The organism is Streptomyces sp. V4I2 (assembly GCF_030817655.1).
GTDB classification, from domain to species: domain Bacteria; phylum Actinomycetota; class Actinomycetes; order Streptomycetales; family Streptomycetaceae; genus Streptomyces; species Streptomyces plumbiresistens.
Genome location: NZ_JAUSZM010000003.1, coordinates 2,552,241 through 2,569,774, shown reverse-complemented (window position 1 = coordinate 2,569,774; position 17,534 = coordinate 2,552,241). Strand labels below are relative to the sequence as shown.

The following is a 17,534-nucleotide window of genomic DNA, read 5'->3' as shown; positions in this document are numbered from 1 at the left end:
GGCTCAGATCTCCTCGTGCATGTCCGCGGCCTCGACCTCTTCGCGGGTGACGCCCAGCAGGTACAGGACCGTGTCGAGGAACGGCACGTTCACCGCGGTGTGCGCGGCCTCCCGCACCATCGGCTTGGCGTTGAAGGCCACCCCCAGGCCGGCCGCGTTGAGCATGTCCAGGTCATTGGCACCGTCGCCGATCGCCACCGTCTGCGCCAGCGGTACGCCCGCCTCCGCGGCGAACCGGCGCAGCAGCCGCGCCTTGCCTGCCCGGTCCACGATCTCTCCGGTGACCCTGCCCGTCAGCTTCCCGTCGACGATCTCCAGCGTGTTGGCCTGCGCGAAGTCAAGCCCGAGCCGCTCCCGCAGATCGTCCGTGACCTGCGTGAACCCGCCCGAGACGACGCCCACTTGGTAGCCGAGACGCTTCAGCGTACGGATCAGCGTGCGCGCGCCCGGGGTCAGCCGGACCTCGCTGCGCACCTTGTCCACCACCGAGGCGTCCAGCCCCTCCAGGAGCGCCACACGCGCGTGCAGCGACTGCTCGAAGTCCAGCTCGCCGCGCATCGCGGCCGCCGTCACCTCGGCGACCTCGTCCTCGCAGCCGGCGTGCGCGGCGAAGAGCTCGATCACCTCGTCCTGGATCAGCGTCGAATCCACGTCCATGACGATCAGGCGCTGGGCACGGCGGTGCAGTCCGGCCGCGACGACCGCGACATCGACGCCGAGCGCCGCCGCGTCGGTCACCAGGGCGGTGCGCAGCGGCGCGGTCTCCACGCCGGACACCGCGAACTCGACCGCGGTCACCGGATACTTGGCGAGCCGGAAGATGCGGTCGATGTTGCCGCCGACCTTGGTGATCTTCGCGGCGACCGCCGCCGTCGCCTCCGCGGTGAGCGGATGCCCGAGCACGGTGACCAGGGAGCGCCCCAGCCCGCGCGGACGGTTGTCGCCGAGGCCCGAGATGATCTCGGCCTGCATCTTGATCGACTCCGCCCAGCTGTGGACGGTCGCCCGCAGATCCCCCTCCAGCCCGCTGGGCGGCGCGGTCACGAGCGCGCACAGCACCATCCGGCCACGGGTGACGACCTGCTCGATGTCGACCACGTCGACGGAGTAGGCGGCGAGGGTGTCGAAGAGTCCGGCCGTGATGCCCGGCTTGTCCTTCCCGAAGATCTTGACGAGAAGGGTGGGGACGTCAGAGGTCGAGGTCTGCGAAGCGCTCATGGTGTTCCCACCGTATCCGGCACGCAGTGCCTTCCGCGCCCGAGGTCCGCCTGACGGACACGGAACACTGGGTGTCGGGCCGGTGGCGCCGACCTTACGCGCCGGCCACGTCTTCGCTGCACACGGCCCTGCCGCCGCGTTGGGTCACCGGCGCCCCTTCGGCCTCCCAGGAGGCGGGGGAGGCGGGGGAGGCGGGGGAGGCGGTGGCGGCGGTGGCCGCTCGCCCGAAGCGGACGACGGCCGCTCCCCGGGCGGCGGCTTCCGGGGCGACCGCGGCGGTGGCCCGATCGGCCGGGCCACCGTGGGCGCGCCGTACACGTCGTCGCCGGGCGAGCGCGGACCGTCCGGCCGGCGCGGCTCGTCGGGCGGCCGCGCGTCCTCCGGTTCCTGTAAGGCGTCGGGCATTCGCAGATATGGATTGGTCGCCGGGTTCGGCGGCCGGTAGGACGAGCTGGGGACGTACGGCCCGGACTCGCGCCCCGACTCGCCCGCGTAGGGATCCCGTCGCTGTTCCTCATGAGGATCACGGGTCTCACCCGCGGACGGCCCCGTCGGCTGCCCCGCGTACGGGGCACGCCCAGCACCCGCGACCGTCGCTGAAGGCCCGGCATCCCCGGCCACGTCCCGCCACCGGCCGTCACCCAGTGCCAGCGGCGCGGCCTGTCGCCCCGCCGCCCCGGTCGCCCGGGCGAGCAGCGCACCGGCGGCCCCCACACCGGCACCCCACAGGGCACCGAGGAGCAACGCCATGCCGAGATTTCCGCTCAGGTTGATTCCCGCGCCGAACGCGTCGAAGCCGAGCACGGACAGCGAGGCGTCCACGGACACCCCCGTCAGCCAGGCGAGCAACGGCAGGGTCAGCGCCGTGGCGATGCCCAGCCGCAGCGCACACCGCCCGGCGAAACCGAGGGCACCCTGATCCCGTACGCCTGGATCCCGTACGCCTGGATCCCGTACGCCTGGATCCCGTACGCCCGCAGCCTGTACGCCCGGATCCCGTACGACCGCGGAACCGCCGCCACCCCCGGCGGTCACCGGCGTCCGCACCGCCGTCAGCACCCCCGCCAGCAGCATCATCAGCGCCGCCGCGACCCCCAGCAGCCACACCCGCCCGTCGAGGTCCGCCAGCCGCCCCAGGGTCACGGACTGGTCGGACCCGGAGTTCAGCAGCTCGTCCATGGGAGCCGGCAGGAAATTCGTCAGCACCCCCGTCGCCCGGCCGTCGAACGGCACGAACAGGCCGATCGGGATGCCCAGCCACACACCGTTCGGCGCCCCCAGCAGCGCCGCCCCCGCGATCCGCTTCGGATGGTCGTCGCCGATCGCCGCGTACGCCGCCGCCGCGAACCCCGCCGCCACCGCCACCAGCAGAACCGTGACCAGGGCGGACGCGGCCGGCCGTACGACTCGGTGCACGCTCTCCCAGCCGCGCGGCAGGGGAGTACGACGGGACGCCAGCAGGGCGATCAGCAGGATCCCGGCCGACCAGCCGAGCCCGCCGAGCAGGGTCGGCGCGGTGTCGACGGTGAAGCCGACCGCCGCCTGCGCGTCGACGAGGTCGCCGATCTGGTCGGGAAGCAGCCCTCCGATGTCCCCGACGTCGCCCACCCCGGGGATCTCGATGCCGCCCCCGCCACCGCCCGGCAGGTCGTCGAGTCCCAGTGCGCTTCCGTCGATCGTGATGACATCGTGTCCCGCCCAGGCCAGCCCGCCCAGCATCGCCACGAACAGTGCGACCACCGCCCCCGCGCGAGCGAGGAGTTCGGCGGGCGCGATCACAACTCCCGCCCCGCGCAAGGACCTTAGGAAGAACCACGACAACAGCAGTGCTCCGACCAGGCTCACGCCCAGTGGCGTGATCTCGATGGCGGTCGCCGCCTCCGCGCCCGTCAGGCCGAACGCGGACACGTCGCCGGACGGTGTGACGGAACCACCCGCCCCAAGAGCCACCACCGCCGCGGTCATGGGCCCGAGCGAGCCCGCCGTATCGGCTTCGAGCAGGTGCAGCCCGAGCGCCGCCGTGCCCGCCATCCCGATCAATGCCCAGCTCACGGCGGCGATCGCGGACAGCAGGATGTCTCCCCAGGGCAGCCTCGCGCCCGGCTTCGTGGTCTCGACGCTCATGGACGCACTCATGGCAGACCCCCCGATCCGCGGCGCGGCCGAGTCGCCGCGCATGTCCCCCTCGCGTGGATTACCACTCTCCGGTCCGGTTTCAACCCCGTCAACGGAAACGGCCGAAGCGGGCGTGCGCCGTCTTCACTAGGCCCGACTTTCGGTCAGGGGGCCGAGCCTGAAATAGTTCCCGACGATGTTCGACATCCCTAGACTCCCTGTGTTGGGGGTAACTCGGGGGACTACTCAGTGGGGCATGGAGTGCCGGAACTCGTACTGGAATTGAATGGACGGACCTGGACGCTCGACCCGTCCAGGCCATACACCCTCGGCCGTGATCCGCAGGGGGACGTGGTGCTCGACGACGCCAGGGTCTCCTGGCGTCACGCCACGATCAGCTGGAGCGGCCGCAGTTGGGTCATCGAAGACCACGGCAGCACCAACGGCACGTTCGTGCAGGGGCAGCGGATCCATCAGCTGGAGATCGGCCCGGGCTCGGCCGTGCACCTGGGCAACGCGACCGACGGTCCGCTGCTCAGCGTCTCCGGATCCGCCGCCGCCGTGGCGTCGCCGCAGGCCCAGCCCCAGCAGCAGCCGTACGCGGCGCAGGGCGCGAATCCCGGCTGGGCGGCGGCACCACAGGCACCGCAGCAGCAGGCCCCGCAGGCCGGCTGGCAGCAGCCGCAGCAGGCCGCGCCGCAGATCCCGCAGCAGCAGGGCCCCGGTGGTGGCGCGGGGGCGCCGCCGGTCTACGGCGACCGCAGCCCGACCACGTTCCACCAGTTCTCGCTCGGCCGCGTCATGCGCATCGGCCGCGCCCTGGAGAACGACCTGGTGGTCTCCGACCTCCAGGTCTCCCGCAACCACGCGGAGTTCCACGCCACACCCGACGGCCGCTACGAGATCCGCGACCTGGGCTCGCACAACGGCACGTACGTCAACGGCCAGCCCATCACCAAGGGCGGCACGCAACTGCTGGGCCCGAACGACATCGTCGGCGTCGGCCACTCCACGTTCCGCCTGGTCGGCGACCGCCTCGAGGAGTTCGTCGACACCGGTGAGGTCTCCTTCTCTGCCCGCCACCTGACCGTCACGGTCGACGGCGGCAAGCAGATCCTGAAGGACGTCTCCTTCGGCGTCCCGGAGAAGTCGCTGATCGCGGTCATCGGCCCGTCCGGCTCCGGCAAGTCGACCCTGCTCAAGGCGCTGACGGGCTACCGGCCCGCCAACCAGGGCGACGTCCTCTACGACAACCGGAACCTGTACAAGCAGTTCGCCGAGCTGCGCCAGCGCATCGGTCTGGTCCCGCAGGACGACATCCTGCACAAGGAACTGACCGTCAAGAAGGCCCTCAAGTACGCGGCCAAGCTGCGCTTCCCCGCGGACACCAGCACACAGGAGCGCGACCAGCGCATCGACGAGGTGCTGCGCGAGCTCAAGCTGGACATCCACAAGGAGAAGAAGGTCACCTCCCTCTCCGGCGGCCAGCGCAAGCGCGTCTCCGTGGCCCTGGAGCTGCTCACCAAGCCGTCGCTGATCTTCCTGGACGAGCCGACCTCCGGCCTCGACCCGGGCATGGACCGCGATGTCATGCAGCTGCTGCGCGGCCTCGCCGACGACGGCCGTACGGTCCTCGTCGTCACGCACTCCGTGGCCGAGCTGGCGATCTGCGACAAGCTCCTGGTGATGGCCCCGGGCGGCGCGGTCGCCTACTTCGGTCCGCCGGAGGAGGCGCTGAACTTCTTCGGCTACGACACCTGGGCCGACGTCTTCTCCGCCTTCGAGAACTACCGCGACTACGACTGGGCGGGCCGCTGGAGGGGCTCGCAGCACTACCAGATGTACGCCGCGGACATCGACGCCGTCGCCCCACAGTCCGTACAGATGCCGCCGATGCAGGCGATGAAGCCGCCGAAGCCCCAGGGCTGGATGTCCCAGTTCGTCACCCTCGTGCGCCGCTATACGTCGGTGATCGCCTCCGACAAGGGCTTCCTGGCGCTGATGGTGATCCTGCCGGCCGTCCTGGGCGCGGTGAGCCTGCTCATCGACTCCGGCAACAGCCTGCTGCCCAACCCGGCCAACCCGAAGACCGGCCGGATCATCCCGAACGGCACCGCCACCACGGTCCTCTTGATCCTCGCGGTCGGTGCCTGCTTCGCGGGTGCCGCGAACTCCGTGCGTGAGCTGATCAAGGAACGGGTCATCTACGAGCGGGAGCGCGCCACCGGCCTGTCCCGCTCCGCGTACCTGATGTCCAAGGTGTTCGTGCTCGGCGTGATCACCGTGTTCCAGGGCCTGCTGGTCGGCGTCATCGGGTTCGCCAGCCGGGAGATCCCCGAGCAGGGCCTGATCCTCGGCAGCTCCACCATGATCGAACTCTCCATCCCGATCATGGCGCTGGGCTTCGCCTCGATGATGTTCGGCCTGGTCATCTCGTCCCTGGTGAAGACGGCCGAGAAGACCATGCCGCTGCTGGTCATGTTCGCGATCATCCAGGTCGTGTTCACCGGCTGCCTGTTCACCCTGAACGGCGCCGTCGGCGTCAACGAGTTCTCGTACCTGATGCCGTCCCGCTGGGCGGTCGCCGCCGCGGGCGCCACGCTGGACTTCAACAAGATCAGCCCGCCCAAGGAGGGCGGCGACATCGACCCGCTGTGGGAGCACACGGTCGGCGCCTGGGGCATGGACATGGCCGCCCTGATCATCCTCGGAGTGATCTGCGGCTTCTTCGTGGCCCGCTTCCTGCGCCGCCACGAGCCCGAGGTCATGCGCAAGTGATCACTGTCGTACGACGGTGAAGGGCGGCACCCCGACCGGGTGCCGCCCTTCGGCGTAGGAGAGGTCCGCGCGGCCTCAGTACGCGCCGTTGACGTTGTCCATCGAGCCGTACTTGTCGGCCGCGTAGTTGGCCGCGGCGGTGATGTTGGCGACCGGGTCGTAGATGTTCCAGGACGTGCCCGGGACGTGGTACGCCTGGAAGGTCGGCGGGATGACCTGCAGCAGCCCCTTCGACGGGATGCCGTTGATGGCGTTGATGTCCCAGTTGTTGATCGCCTTCGGGTTGCCCGAGGACTCCCGGAGAATGTTGCGGTGCAGGCCGTTGTACGAGCCCGGGATGCCCTTGGACTTCATGATGTCCAGGGACTCCTTGATCCAGCCGTCGAGGTTGTTGGGGTACGTCTTCGCGGCGGCGGCCTTGACCGCGGCGCGCTTGGCGGACCGGCTGGCGGCCTCCTTCGCCTTGCGCGCCTGCTCGGCCTTCTTCTTCGCGGCGGCTTCCGCGGCCTTCTTCTTCGCGGCGGCCTCGGCGGCCTTCTTCTTGGCTGCGGCGTCGGCCTTCGCCTTGGCCTCGGCTTCCGCCGCGGCCTTCTCCTTCGCCGCGGTGGCCTTGCCCTGCAGGCTGTCGCCGCCGAGCTGCTCGGTGACACCCGACTGCAGGCCGTTGAGCTGCTCGGAGCTGTAGGCCACGCGCGCCGGGGCGGCGGCGGCCTCGGAGGTGGTCGTCTGCCCGCCGGGAACCGTCGTGAACACGATGGCGGCAGCGCCGAGCGCGGCGGTACCGGCGATCGCGATGCGGTGCGTACGGGTCAGGGCACGACTACGAGACTTGATGTTCAGGGGCATGCGGTGGACCTCTTCGAATAGCGCGGAGGTCGCTCAGCGTCCGGTGTCGGACCGGGGTGCTTCCGGCACAAACGCCGCGGGCGGAACCCACGGCGCTGAGCGACGGGTGCCATTCTTAGCGGCCGCAAAATGCCCAGGCAAAGGTGTGACGTACGAAGCCGGGTAGTGGATCAGGGGAGGGCAAAACGGGACAGACCAGAACGTCTGCCCCGTTCACGCCGGAGGCCTTTGTCTCCTATTTCACCTAGTACGTGATCTGCGCCCTATGTGCGGGCTCACATCGGCGGCGCGGCGGTCTCACCAACAGTTGCTGACGCAATGCTCTGCGTGAGGCCTCTCCTCCGGAAGGACGAGGTGCACGTCCCCGAACTCGTGCCACAGGTACCGCCCCCGCAGCGCCTCCTCGTAACCGCGGTCGATCGCCGCCCGCCCCGCGACCGCCTCCAGCATCAGCAGATGCGACGCCTCGGGCTCGTGCAGCCCCGTCAGCAGTCCGTCCACCACCCGCACCCCGCGCTCCGGAGTCACCACGAGATCGGTCCACCCCGCACGCGCGCGTACGACCCCGTCGGGCCCGGCGGCCGACTCCACGGCCCGCACGGCGGTCGTCCCCACGGCCACGACCCTGCCGTCCCCCGCCTTCACCGCGTTGATCAGCCGCGCCGAGGCCTCGGGCACCGCGAACCGTTCCGGGTACGGCGGCTCGTGCGCCTCCGCCGAAGCCACCCCGGTGTGCAGCGTGACCGGCGCGAACTGCACCCCCCGGCTCACCAGCTCCGCCACCAGCCGCGCGGTGAAGGGCCGCGCCGCACTCGGCATCTCCGCACTGCCCGCACCGTCGGGCGACGGCAGCGCGAACACCGTCTGGTACACGGACAACGGCTGGTCCCGCTCCGTATAGGAGTAACGAATGGGCCGCCCGCGCTCCCGCAGCAGACCGAGGATCTCCGCCCCCGCCACCCGCGCCCACCACAACCGCTCACTGTGCGCGCTCACCGGCTCCTCGATAACCAGCCGCCCATCCCCGGGCAACCGCACCTCCGTCCCCGCCGGTCCGCCCGCCCGTCGCCCGCCACCACCCTTCCAAGGAGCGCTTCGCGCCCAGCCTGTTTTACGCGGGCGCGTGGTGCCCTTCTCGTCGGGATCCCGCAGCTCGACCGCCCACCGCCCGTCGTCCCCGCGGGTGGAGAAGTGCACCACCACGCGCGCGTGCCCGATCCGCCCGTCGACGGCGGCGGCCAGCGTGGCCGAGGTGTTCACGACGAGCAGGTCCCCGGCCCGCAGCAGCCGGGGCAGCTCCACGAACGCGTGGTGCGACACCTCGCTGCCCCGCGACACGAGCAGCCGTACGGCATCCCGGTCGAGCCCCGGCCCACGCTGCTCTGCCGGCACTCGCGCCGACAGCTCCTCCGGGACATGTACCGCCAGCGTCATCGCTCCTCCAGCAGAGCGGGGGCCCCGTAGCGCCCGCTCACGGGCCGCTCGTCCAGCAGCCGCAGAAACGCCGGCACCACACCGGCCGGCTCCGGCCGCGGATCCCTGTCCTCCGGTACGGCGGCCGCGTACAGGCCCGTCGCCATGTCGCCGGGGTCGACCGCCCAGACCCGCAGTCCGGGTTCCTCCTCGCTCAGCACCGCCGCGAGATGGTCCAGGGCCGCCTTGGACGCCCCGTAGCCGCCCCACGTCTCGTACGCCTCGGCGGCCGCGTCCGAGCTGACCCCGATCACCGTTCCCGCCTCGGAGGCCCGCAACAGCGGCAGCGCCTCCTGGACGAGCCCCAGCGCGGCCACCACGTTGACCTCCAGTGCCCGCCGTAGCCCCTCCAGGGGCAGCTTCTCCAGCCGTACCAGCGGCTCGGCGCCCAGCGCGCTCGCGTTGTTCACCAGCAGGTCGACCCCGCCGAACTTCCACGCGGCCGCCACCAGCTCGCTCCGGTGCCCGGCGTCCGTGACGTCCCCGGGCAGGGCGGTCACCCGCGTCCCGTGCCTGGAGACGGCCTGCGCCGCCTCCGTGAGGGCCTCGGCGCCTCTGGCGTCGAGCACCAGATCCCAGCCCCGGGCGGCCAGCGCGTCGGCCAGCGCCCGCCCCAGTCCCTTCGAGGCCCCCGTGATGATCGCTACCGGCATGACACACGTCCCCTCGTCCTCGACGCCTCCTGATCGGCGTGACCCCAACGTAGGAACCGGGCCGCGGTCGCCGCCTCGGACGCGGGCCGCAAGCCGCGAGGCCCTTCGCCCTAGGTCTCCCGGCCTAGGAAGCGGCCACCACAGGTCGGATACGGACTGTCACACCCCGCCGGTACCGTGAGGACATGAGTCAAGGCCCCCGGTCCGGCCTCGCCGCGGTGAGTTCCGCGCTGCTGGCCATGAGCAGGCACCTCGAGGTGCGCGACGTCCTCAAGACGATCGTCGCCTCGGCCCGCGAGCTGCTCGACGCGCAGTACGCCGCCCTGGGAGTACCCGACGACCACGGCGGCTTCGCCCAGTTCGTGGTCGACGGCGTCAGCGACGCCCAGTGGAAGGCCATCGGGCCCCTCCCGCGCCAGCACGGCATCCTCGCCGCGATGCTGCGCGAGGCCAAGCCCGAGCGCCTCGCCGACGTGCGAAAGGACCCCCGCTTCGAGGGCTGGCCGTCCGCCCACCCCGACATGTCCGACTTCCTGGGCCTGCCGATCCGCGACGGCGACGAGGTCATCGGCGCACTGTTCCTCGCCAACAAGAACTGCCCGAAGCCAGAAGGCAGTTGCGGCTTCACCGAGGAGGACGAGGAACTCCTGTCGATCCTCGCCCAGCACGCCGCGATCGCCCTCACCAACGCCCGCCTGTACGAACGCAGCCGCGAGCTCACGATCGCCGAGGAGCGCTCCCGGCTCGCCCACGAACTGCACGACGCGGTCAGCCAGAAACTGTTCTCCCTGCGCCTGACCGCCCAGGCGGCCGCCGCCCTGGTCGACCGGGACCCGTCCCGCGCCAAGGGCGAGCTGCACCAGGTGGCCGTGCTCGCCGCGGAGGCCGCCGACGAACTGCGCGCGGCGGTCGTCGAGCTGCGCCCCGCGGCACTGGACGAGGACGGTCTGGTCGCGACCCTCCGCACCCACATCCAGGTCCTGGACCGCGCCCACGCCGCGCGCGTGACCTTCGCCGGCCGCGGTGTGCGCGCCCTGCCCGCCACCCAGGAGGAGGCCGTGCTGCGCGTCGCCCAGGAGGCCCTGCACAATGCCCTGCGGCACTCCGGCGCCGAGCACGTCGACGTGACCCTGGACCGGCGCGGCGGCGGAGCCGTCCTGCGGGTGACGGACGACGGCGGCGGCTTCGACCCGCAGGGGATACGCCGTGCGGGACGCCACCTGGGCCTGGTCTCCATGCGGGACCGGGCGAGTGGGGTCGGCGGCGCACTGACCGTGGAATCGGCGCCCGGCAAGGGCGCGACGATCGAGCTGGAGGTCCCCGGTGGCTGACGCAATCAAGGTGCTGCTCGTCGACGACCACCAAGTGGTCCGCCGGGGCCTGCGCACGTTCCTCGAAGTGCAGGACGACATCGAGGTCGTGGGTGAGGCGGCCGACGGCGCCGAAGGCGTGGCCCGCGCCGAGGAGCTGAAACCCGACGTCGTCCTCATGGACGTCAAGATGCCGGGCATGGACGGCGTCGACGCGCTGCGCAAGCTCCGCGAACTGAACAACCCCGCGCGCGTGCTGATCGTCACCAGCTTCACCGAACAGCGCACGGTCGTCCCGGCCCTGCGCGCGGGCGCCGCGGGGTATGTCTACAAGGACGTCGACCCCGAAGCCCTGGCCGGCGCGATCCGCTCCGTCCACGCCGGACACATCCTGCTCCAACCCGAGGTCGCGGGCGCGCTGTTGTCCCAGGACGAGAACAACTCCGGCCAGGGAAGAGGCGGTTCGCTCACCGAGCGGGAGCGCGAGGTACTCGGGCTGATAGCGGACGGCCGCTCCAACCGGGAGATCGCCCGCGCACTGGTGCTCTCCGAGAAGACCGTCAAGACGCACGTCTCCAACATCCTGATGAAGCTCGACCTGGCGGACCGCACACAGGCCGCCCTGTGGGCCGTACGCCATGGTGTGACCGGCTGAAATTCTGTTCAGATGGCAATACGGAGCGTTCCGCTCCGAGCTGAGATTCATACCGTCGTGGGAATGTCCCCCGGATGGCGCATCCTTTGCGGATCTCCGCCGTTCTCCAGTGCGTGCTGCGGCGACTGCCGCGGCAATCGCTAGGGAGGGCTCAGAAGTGAAGAACCTGAAGAAGGCAGCGGCCGTGACGATGGTGGCCGGCGGACTGATCGCCGCCGGTGCCGGCATGGCCTCCGCCACCGACGCGCACGCCGACGGCCAGGCCGCGGGCTCGCCGGGCGTCGTCTCGGGCAACCTCGTTCAGGCCCCGGTGCACGTCCCGGTGAACGCGGTCGGCAACAGCGTGAACGTCATCGGTGTGCTGAACCCCGCCTTCGGCAACCAGGGCGTCAACCACTGACGCCAGTCGCCGAGCAGGTCATGACTTCGGCCTCCCGGGGGTTTCCCCGGGAGGCCGGTCGCTTTTCGTCCGAATGATCCGAACGGGCCGTATGCCTTGCGTTCCCGCGCCGTTCGGATCTCTCCCGCGTTGATCAGCGCACGACCCGCGGCCGGGTCGGACCTGCAAACGCAGGAGGAACGCTTCTCATGAACATCGCCAAGAAGGCCGCTGTGGCCATCATCGTCGCCGGCATCGCCGCCGGCGCCTCGGCCGGCGCCGCTGTCGCCGACGCGGGTGCCGATGCCGCGGCCGTGAAGTCGCCGGGTGTCCTCTCGGGCAACGTCGTCCAGGTCCCGGTCCACATCCCGGTCAACGTGGTCGGCAACACCGCCCACCTCATCGCTCTGCTGAACCCGGCCTTCGGCAACCAGGGCGTGAACGACTGACGTCCCCCGGCCGTCGAGGAGCCCCAGGAGTCGACGACGACACGCGGGGCTTTTCGCATGCCGCCGCCGGGCTGCGCGACCCACCCCCGGCACCAGGATGACCGACTCTCACCGCACCCCGCGCTCCCGCTCCTCCACGTACGCGTTGTACGCCGCCACGGTCGCCCGCCGGGCCGTCCGCTCCACCGGCCGCAGCGCAACCCCCCGCGCCGCCATCTCGGACGCGCTCACCGCACCCCCGGGACCGTTCTCGTACGCCAGATCAACCAGCAACCCCACCCGCTGCGCCAGCTCCAGCACCCGCACCGCCCGCGGCGGATACCCCGGCGCCAGCACCTCCCGGCCCCGCTCGGCCCGCGCCCGATACGCACTGATCGCAGCCTCGGCCACCGGCCCCGACCCGGCCACATCCAGCCGCGTCAGCACCTCGGTCGCATCCCGCAGCGCCTCCGCCAGCTCCCGCTCGGCCTCCCCGAGCGACGGCACATCGGCAGGCGGCGCCTCCCGCACGGCCAGGCAGTGCCACACGACCTCGACATGGACATCGCCGTCGGGCCCGGCCGCGTACACCTCCGGCACCAACCCGAGCGCGGCGCCGTAACAGATCACCGCCTCCTCGGCCTCCAACGCCCGCGCGTTGAAATCCGGCGGTCCGCTCAGCCCCAGCGGATGCCCGGGCGCGGGCAGCGCGACCCGCAGCCCTGTCACGCCGAGCGACCGCAGCCGCCCCAGCGCCAGCGTGAGACCGACGGGCGCCGACTCACCCGGCAGCCCCTCCACCCGGTGCACCGCGTCCTCGCCGACAATGGCGAGTACGGAGTCGTCCGGTGAGACAAGTCCGGCCAACAGGGCATTTCCCCAAGCGGCAAGGCGTCCAGATCGTGGTTCCGAAAGCATGCCTCCACCCTAAGGACCGGACCGATGGAATGGAGCGGGCGACCGGTGGCGTAGATTTCTTCGAGGGCTGCGCCCACCGGCGCGGCGGACCGCGCCACAGGCGAACGCGACAGCCGAGACCGGCCACACTGCAAGGGGAGACAACGCGCTCATGAGCGATGTTCTGGAGCTTCAGGACGTATCCGTGGTCCGCGAGGGCCGGGCTCTGGTGGACCAGGTCTCCTGGTCGGTGAAGGAGGGCGAGCGCTGGGTCATCCTCGGCCCGAACGGCGCCGGCAAGACCACCCTCCTGAACGTCGCGTCCAGCTACCTCTACCCCAGCAAGGGCACCGCCACGATCCTCGGCGAGACCCTGGGCACTCCCGGCACCGACGTTTTCGAGCTGCGCCCGCGCATCGGCATGGCCGGCATCGCCATGGCCGACAAGCTGCCCAAGCGCCAGACCGTCCTGCAGACCGTGCTGACCGCCGCGTACGGCATGACCGCCGGCTGGCAGGAAGAGTACGAGGAGATCGACGAGCAGCGCGCCCGCGCCTTCCTCGACCGCCTCGGCATGAGCGACTACCTGGAGCGCAAGTTCGGCACGCTCTCCGAGGGCGAGCGCAAGCGCACCCTCATCGCCCGCGCCCTGATGACCGACCCCGAGCTGCTGCTCCTCGACGAGCCCGCCGCCGGCCTCGACCTCGGCGGCCGCGAGGACCTCGTACGCCGTCTCGGCCGCCTCGCGCGCGACCCGATCGCCCCCTCGATGCTCATGGTCACCCACCATGTCGAGGAGATCGCCCCCGGCTTCACCCACGTCCTCATGATCCGCCAGGGAAAGGTCCTCGCTGCCGGACCGCTGGAGCTCGAACTCACCTCCCGCAACCTCTCGCTCTGCTTCGGCCTCCCGCTCGTCGTCGAACAGGTCGGCGAGCGCTGGACCGCTCAGGGCCTCCCGATGGCCTGATCCTCCGAACTCCCCGGGTAATAAGGGTGTTCCGACGCTCCGGCGCCCTGTCGGTGGCAGGGGTCCCGGACCTACCATGACCATGTGAACGACATCGACGCATGGGTGTGGTGGCTCGTCGGCGCGGTAGCGCTCGGAATCCCGCTCGTGGTGACCGCGATGCCGGAGTTCGGCATGCTCGCCGTGGGCGCCGCCGCAGCGGCGGTCACCGCCGGAGTCGGCGGGGGCGTCACCGTCCAAGTACTCGTCTTCGCCGCCGTATCGGTCGCCCTGATCGCCGTCGTACGGCCCATCGCCGCCCGGCACCGCACACAGCGACCCCAACTGGCCACCGGCGTGGACGCGTTGAAGGGGAGACAGGCCGTAGTGCTGGAGCGCGTCGACGGCGCCGGCGGTCGCATCAAGCTCGCCGGGGAGGTCTGGTCCGCCCGCTCCCTCGCCACCGACCGCGCCTACGAAGTGGGCGAGGAAGTGGACGTCGTGGAGATCGAGGGCGCGACGGCGATCGTCATGTGACCTCGCAGGACGCAGGCATGACGTAACTGAACCGAACGCCCCACGAGGCACACGACGGTCTGTCACACTCGACCAGCAAGATCTTCAACAGACATAAGATCTTCCGAAAGCGCCGAGGCAGAGAAGGGCACGGGGAGCACGATGGAACCGGTCATCATCGTCTTGATCATCTTGGTGGTGTTGGTCTTCATCGCCCTCATCAAGACGATCCAGGTCATCCCGCAGGCGAGCGCCGCCATCGTGGAGCGCTTCGGCCGCTACACGCGGACGCTCAACGCGGGACTCAACATCGTCGTCCCGTTCATCGACACCATCCGCAACCGCATCGACCTGCGTGAACAGGTCGTGCCGTTCCCGCCCCAGCCGGTGATCACCCAGGACAACCTGGTCGTCAACATCGACACCGTCATCTACTACCAGGTGACCGACGCCCGGGCCGCGACCTACGAAGTCGCCAGCTACATCCAGGCGATCGAGCAGCTCACCGTCACCACGCTGCGCAACATCATCGGCGGCATGGACCTGGAGCGGACCCTGACCTCCCGCGAGGAGATCAACGCGGCCCTGCGCGGCGTCCTCGACGAGGCCACCGGCAAGTGGGGCATCCGCGTCAACCGCGTGGAACTGAAGGCCATCGAGCCCCCGACCTCCATCCAGGACTCGATGGAGAAGCAGATGCGCGCCGACCGTGACAAGCGCGCCGCGATCCTCACCGCCGAAGGTACGCGCCAGGCCGCCATCCTCACCGCCGAAGGTGAGAAGCAGTCCCAGATCCTGCGCGCCGAAGGCGAGGCCAAGGCCGCAGCCCTGCGCGCCGAGGGCGAGGCCCAGGCCGTCCGTACGGTCTTCGAGGCGATCCACGCCGGCGACGCGGACCAGAAGCTCCTCTCCTACCAGTACCTCCAGATGCTCCCGAAGATCGCCGAGGGCGACGCCAACAAGCTCTGGATCGTCCCCAGTGAAATCGGCGACGCCCTCAAGGGCCTGTCCGGCGCCATGGGTAACTTCGGCCCCTTCGGCGGCGATTCGGGCGGCGGAGGCAACTCCGGCAACGGCGGCGGCTCGGGTACGGAGCGCCGCGAGAAGCCTTCGATCGACTGACAACTGTCGTACGAGACTGGGGCCCACCTCCCGACGGAGGTGGGCCCCATATCTACGAAAGGGTGCGGCCTAGGCCGCCGGCTGAGCCAGCCACTCCGGCAGCGCCCCGAAGTCCTCGTTGCCCAGCGACAGCAGCATCGCGTCCGCCGGACTCGGCTCGAACGGCAGCCGCAACAGCGGCATACCCGCCTCCTCCGGAGTCCGGTTCGCCTTGCGGTGGTTGTCCTGCGCACATGAGGCCACCGTGTTCAGCCAGGTGTCCTGACCGCCCTGCGACCGCGGCACCACGTGGTCCACGGTCGTCGCCCGCCTGCCGCAGTACGCGCACCTGTGCCGGTCCCGTACCAGGACACCCCGCCTCGACCACGGGGCTTGTCTTCGGAAGGGCACCCGTACGTACCTGCACAGCCTGATCACCCGGGGCGCCGGTATGTCGACCGCGGCTCCCCGCATACGCAGTTCGGGGTGGGACTGCTCCACGACGGCCTTGTCCTGAAGCACCAGAACGACGGCTCGGTTCAACGTCACCGTCGACAGCGGCTCGAAGCTCGCGTTCAGTACCAGCGTGTCCCGCATGACCAGCCCACCTCCCGTGTGCACCCGCCCACCCCTCGGCGGACTGGGATCAACTCTGGCCGGGCACGCCGAGATGGACAACAAAATAAAAAGTGCCCGCCCCTGATCACTTCCAAGACCAGGGGCGGGCAAACGTTCCATGAACGTCAGGCTTCGGCGGGCACCTCGTACTCACCGATCAGCTGCGCACGCGCGATCGTGTGGAACCGCAGATTGAAGCCCACGAAGGCAGGAGTGGCATCCGCGTCCGGACCCAGCTTCTCCTGGTCCACGGCATACACGGTGAACACGTACCGGTGCGGTCCGTCCCCGGGCGGCGGCGCGGCACCACCGAAGTCCTTCGACCCGTAGTCGTTGCGCACCTGCACGGCGCCCTCCGGCAGCCCTTCGAACTTGCCGCTGCCCGCGCCCGCCGGCAACTCGGTGACCGAGGCCGGGAGGTCGAACACGACCCAGTGCCAGAAGCCGCTGCCCGTAGGGGCGTCGGGGTCGTAGCAGGTCACGGCGAAGCTCTTGGTCTCAGGCGGAAAGCCCTCCCACCGCAGCTGCGGCGAGGTGTTGCCGGCCGCGTAGACCTGAGCGTCCTTGAGCGTCGCACCCTCCTCGACGTCCTCGCTCGTCACCGTGAACGACGGGACGGGCGGATGGAAGTCATGGGGGAGCGGCCGCCGCTTGAGCTCGGTCACCTCGGTACCTCCTGCATCGGTTCTGGAGTCAGTGGTTCCGAGCCTAGAACCAGTTGCGCTTGCTGCCGACCTCGGACAGCCACTGGTTGAGGTACGCGACCCAGTCAGTCCCCTGGTAGTCGTTCAGACCCACCTGGAACGAGCGGAAGGTGTCGCTGCTCTCGCTGAAGAGGCCCGGCTTCTTGTCCATCTCCAGGACGACGTCCATCGCGTTCTGGTCCGCGACGAAGCTCAACTCCACCTGGTTCAGGCCCCGGTACTGCTGCGGCGGCAGGAACTCGATCTCCTGGTAGAACGGCAGCTTCTGCCGCGTCCCCCGAATGTGACCGCGCTCCATGTCCGCGTTCTTGAAGCGGAAGCCCAGCTGGATGAAGGCGTCCAGGATCGCCTTCTGCGCCGGCAGCGGGTGCACGTTGACCGGGTCCAGGTCACCGGAGTCCACCGCACGCGCGATCTCCAGCTCCGTGGTCACCCCGATGTGCATCGAGGGCAGGGCCCGCCCGTCGATCATCGTGATCGGCGTCTCCCACGGGATCTCCAGGCCGAAGGGAACGACGTGCACGGCCTGCGCCTTCAACTCGAAGGCACCGCCCAGCCGCTGCTTCGTGAACTCGATGTCCTGCTTGTACTCCTGGTCGCCGCTCTCGACCTCGACCTTGGCCTGCAGCCCGACCGACAGTGCCTCGATCTGCTGGTCGACCGACCCGCCCTGGATCCGCACCTCGCCCTGGACGACACCACCCGGCACGACGTTGACCTCGGTCAGCACCGTCTCCACCGAAGCCCCGCCGGCCCCCAGGCTCGCGAGCAGCTTCTTGAACGCCATGTCTCTCCCTTTCCAGGCGGCCCCTAGGGCACCACCTGTTCCATCGGTTCCGTCGTCCTGCTTCTTGCGCTTCCGGCGCTTCACGCGCGCGCGTCCTTGATCCATAC

The 17,534-nt window shown here is 70.3% G+C and carries 18 protein-coding genes; 8 read left to right on the top strand and 10 right to left on the bottom strand.

Annotation, left to right across the window (positions count from 1 at the left end):
• Window positions 1-3 precede the first annotated feature (3 nt).
• Window positions 4-1,218 (bottom strand): phosphoserine phosphatase SerB, encoded by a 1,215-nt coding sequence (serB, locus tag QFZ76_RS12730; RefSeq protein WP_307673817.1) that lies wholly within the window; start codon window positions 1,216-1,218, stop codon window positions 4-6.
• 144 nt (window positions 1,219-1,362) lie between these two features.
• Window positions 1,363-3,354, bottom strand: a complete 1,992-nt coding sequence (locus tag QFZ76_RS12725; protein ID WP_373464290.1) for a streptophobe family protein — start codon at window positions 3,352-3,354, stop codon at window positions 1,363-1,365.
• A 240-nt stretch (window positions 3,355-3,594) separates the two neighbouring features.
• Between QFZ76_RS12725 and QFZ76_RS12720 the strand changes: the two genes are divergently transcribed.
• Entirely contained in the window at window positions 3,595-6,111 is a 2,517-nt protein-coding gene (locus QFZ76_RS12720) for an FHA domain-containing protein (protein WP_307673815.1), read from the top strand.
• A 75-nt stretch (window positions 6,112-6,186) separates the two neighbouring features.
• Here QFZ76_RS12720 and QFZ76_RS12715 read toward each other — a convergent pair whose 3' ends face one another.
• From QFZ76_RS12715 to QFZ76_RS12705, 3 genes are all read right to left on the bottom strand, one after another.
• Window positions 6,187-6,957, bottom strand: coding sequence for a transglycosylase SLT domain-containing protein (locus QFZ76_RS12715; protein ID WP_307673814.1), 771 nt, complete (start codon window positions 6,955-6,957; stop codon window positions 6,187-6,189).
• Window positions 6,958-7,254: 297 nt separating this feature from the next.
• Complete coding sequence (locus QFZ76_RS12710; RefSeq protein ID WP_307673813.1) at window positions 7,255-8,391, bottom strand: S-adenosylmethionine:tRNA ribosyltransferase-isomerase; 1,137 nt, start codon at window positions 8,389-8,391, stop codon at window positions 7,255-7,257.
• Complete coding sequence (locus QFZ76_RS12705; protein WP_307673812.1) at window positions 8,388-9,083, bottom strand: SDR family oxidoreductase; 696 nt, start codon at window positions 9,081-9,083, stop codon at window positions 8,388-8,390. The genes QFZ76_RS12710 and QFZ76_RS12705 overlap by 4 nt, the downstream gene beginning before the upstream one ends.
• Window positions 9,084-9,268: 185 nt before the next feature.
• Between QFZ76_RS12705 and QFZ76_RS12700 the strand changes: the two genes are divergently transcribed.
• From QFZ76_RS12700 to QFZ76_RS12685, 4 genes are all read left to right on the top strand, one after another.
• Window positions 9,269-10,414, top strand: coding sequence for a GAF domain-containing sensor histidine kinase (locus QFZ76_RS12700; RefSeq protein WP_307673811.1), 1,146 nt, complete (start codon window positions 9,269-9,271; stop codon window positions 10,412-10,414).
• A complete protein-coding gene (locus QFZ76_RS12695) occupies window positions 10,407-11,048 on the top strand; it encodes a response regulator transcription factor (RefSeq protein WP_307673810.1) in 642 nt (213 codons plus the stop codon). The genes QFZ76_RS12700 and QFZ76_RS12695 overlap by 8 nt, the downstream gene beginning before the upstream one ends.
• A gap of 157 nt (window positions 11,049-11,205) precedes the next feature.
• Complete coding sequence (gene chpE, locus QFZ76_RS12690) at window positions 11,206-11,448, top strand: chaplin ChpE (RefSeq protein ID WP_307673809.1); 243 nt, start codon at window positions 11,206-11,208, stop codon at window positions 11,446-11,448.
• A gap of 188 nt (window positions 11,449-11,636) precedes the next feature.
• Entirely contained in the window at window positions 11,637-11,876 is a 240-nt protein-coding gene (locus QFZ76_RS12685) for a chaplin (protein ID WP_307673808.1), read from the top strand.
• A gap of 108 nt (window positions 11,877-11,984) precedes the next feature.
• Here QFZ76_RS12685 and QFZ76_RS12680 read toward each other — a convergent pair whose 3' ends face one another.
• Entirely contained in the window at window positions 11,985-12,773 is a 789-nt protein-coding gene (locus QFZ76_RS12680; protein WP_266442006.1) for a hypothetical protein, read from the bottom strand.
• Between the two features lie 151 nt (window positions 12,774-12,924).
• Here QFZ76_RS12680 and QFZ76_RS12675 point away from each other — a divergent pair, with 151 nt between their 5' ends.
• Window positions 12,925-13,722: an ABC transporter ATP-binding protein gene (locus tag QFZ76_RS12675; RefSeq protein ID WP_053755163.1), complete on the top strand. Its 798-nt coding sequence runs from the start codon at window positions 12,925-12,927 to the stop codon at window positions 13,720-13,722.
• Between the two features lie 84 nt (window positions 13,723-13,806).
• Complete coding sequence (locus QFZ76_RS12670) at window positions 13,807-14,238, top strand: NfeD family protein (protein WP_307673807.1); 432 nt, start codon at window positions 13,807-13,809, stop codon at window positions 14,236-14,238.
• A gap of 62 nt (window positions 14,239-14,300) precedes the next feature.
• On the opposite strand, the gene QFZ76_RS12665 is transcribed toward QFZ76_RS12670, so the two are convergent.
• Window positions 14,301-14,429, bottom strand: coding sequence for a hypothetical protein (locus QFZ76_RS12665; RefSeq protein ID WP_307680385.1), 129 nt, complete (start codon window positions 14,427-14,429; stop codon window positions 14,301-14,303).
• Between QFZ76_RS12665 and QFZ76_RS12660 the strand changes: the two genes are divergently transcribed.
• Complete coding sequence (locus tag QFZ76_RS12660) at window positions 14,380-15,339, top strand: SPFH domain-containing protein (protein ID WP_266442014.1); 960 nt, start codon at window positions 14,380-14,382, stop codon at window positions 15,337-15,339. The two genes, QFZ76_RS12665 and QFZ76_RS12660, sit on opposite strands and share 50 nt — an antisense overlap.
• Window positions 15,340-15,408: 69 nt before the next feature.
• Here QFZ76_RS12660 and QFZ76_RS12655 read toward each other — a convergent pair whose 3' ends face one another.
• From QFZ76_RS12655 to QFZ76_RS12645, 3 genes are all read right to left on the bottom strand, one after another.
• Window positions 15,409-15,915, bottom strand: coding sequence for an HNH endonuclease (locus QFZ76_RS12655; protein WP_307673806.1), 507 nt, complete (start codon window positions 15,913-15,915; stop codon window positions 15,409-15,411).
• Between the two features lie 146 nt (window positions 15,916-16,061).
• Window positions 16,062-16,601 carry a YbhB/YbcL family Raf kinase inhibitor-like protein gene (locus tag QFZ76_RS12650; protein ID WP_307673805.1) on the bottom strand — a complete coding sequence of 180 codons (540 nt, stop codon included), beginning with the start codon at window positions 16,599-16,601 and terminating at the stop codon, window positions 16,062-16,064.
• Window positions 16,602-16,644: 43 nt separating this feature from the next.
• On the bottom strand, window positions 16,645-17,427 hold the full coding sequence (locus QFZ76_RS12645) for a sporulation protein (protein WP_307673804.1): 783 nt from the start codon (window positions 17,425-17,427) through the stop codon (window positions 16,645-16,647).
• Window positions 17,428-17,534: the final 107 nt, after the last annotated feature.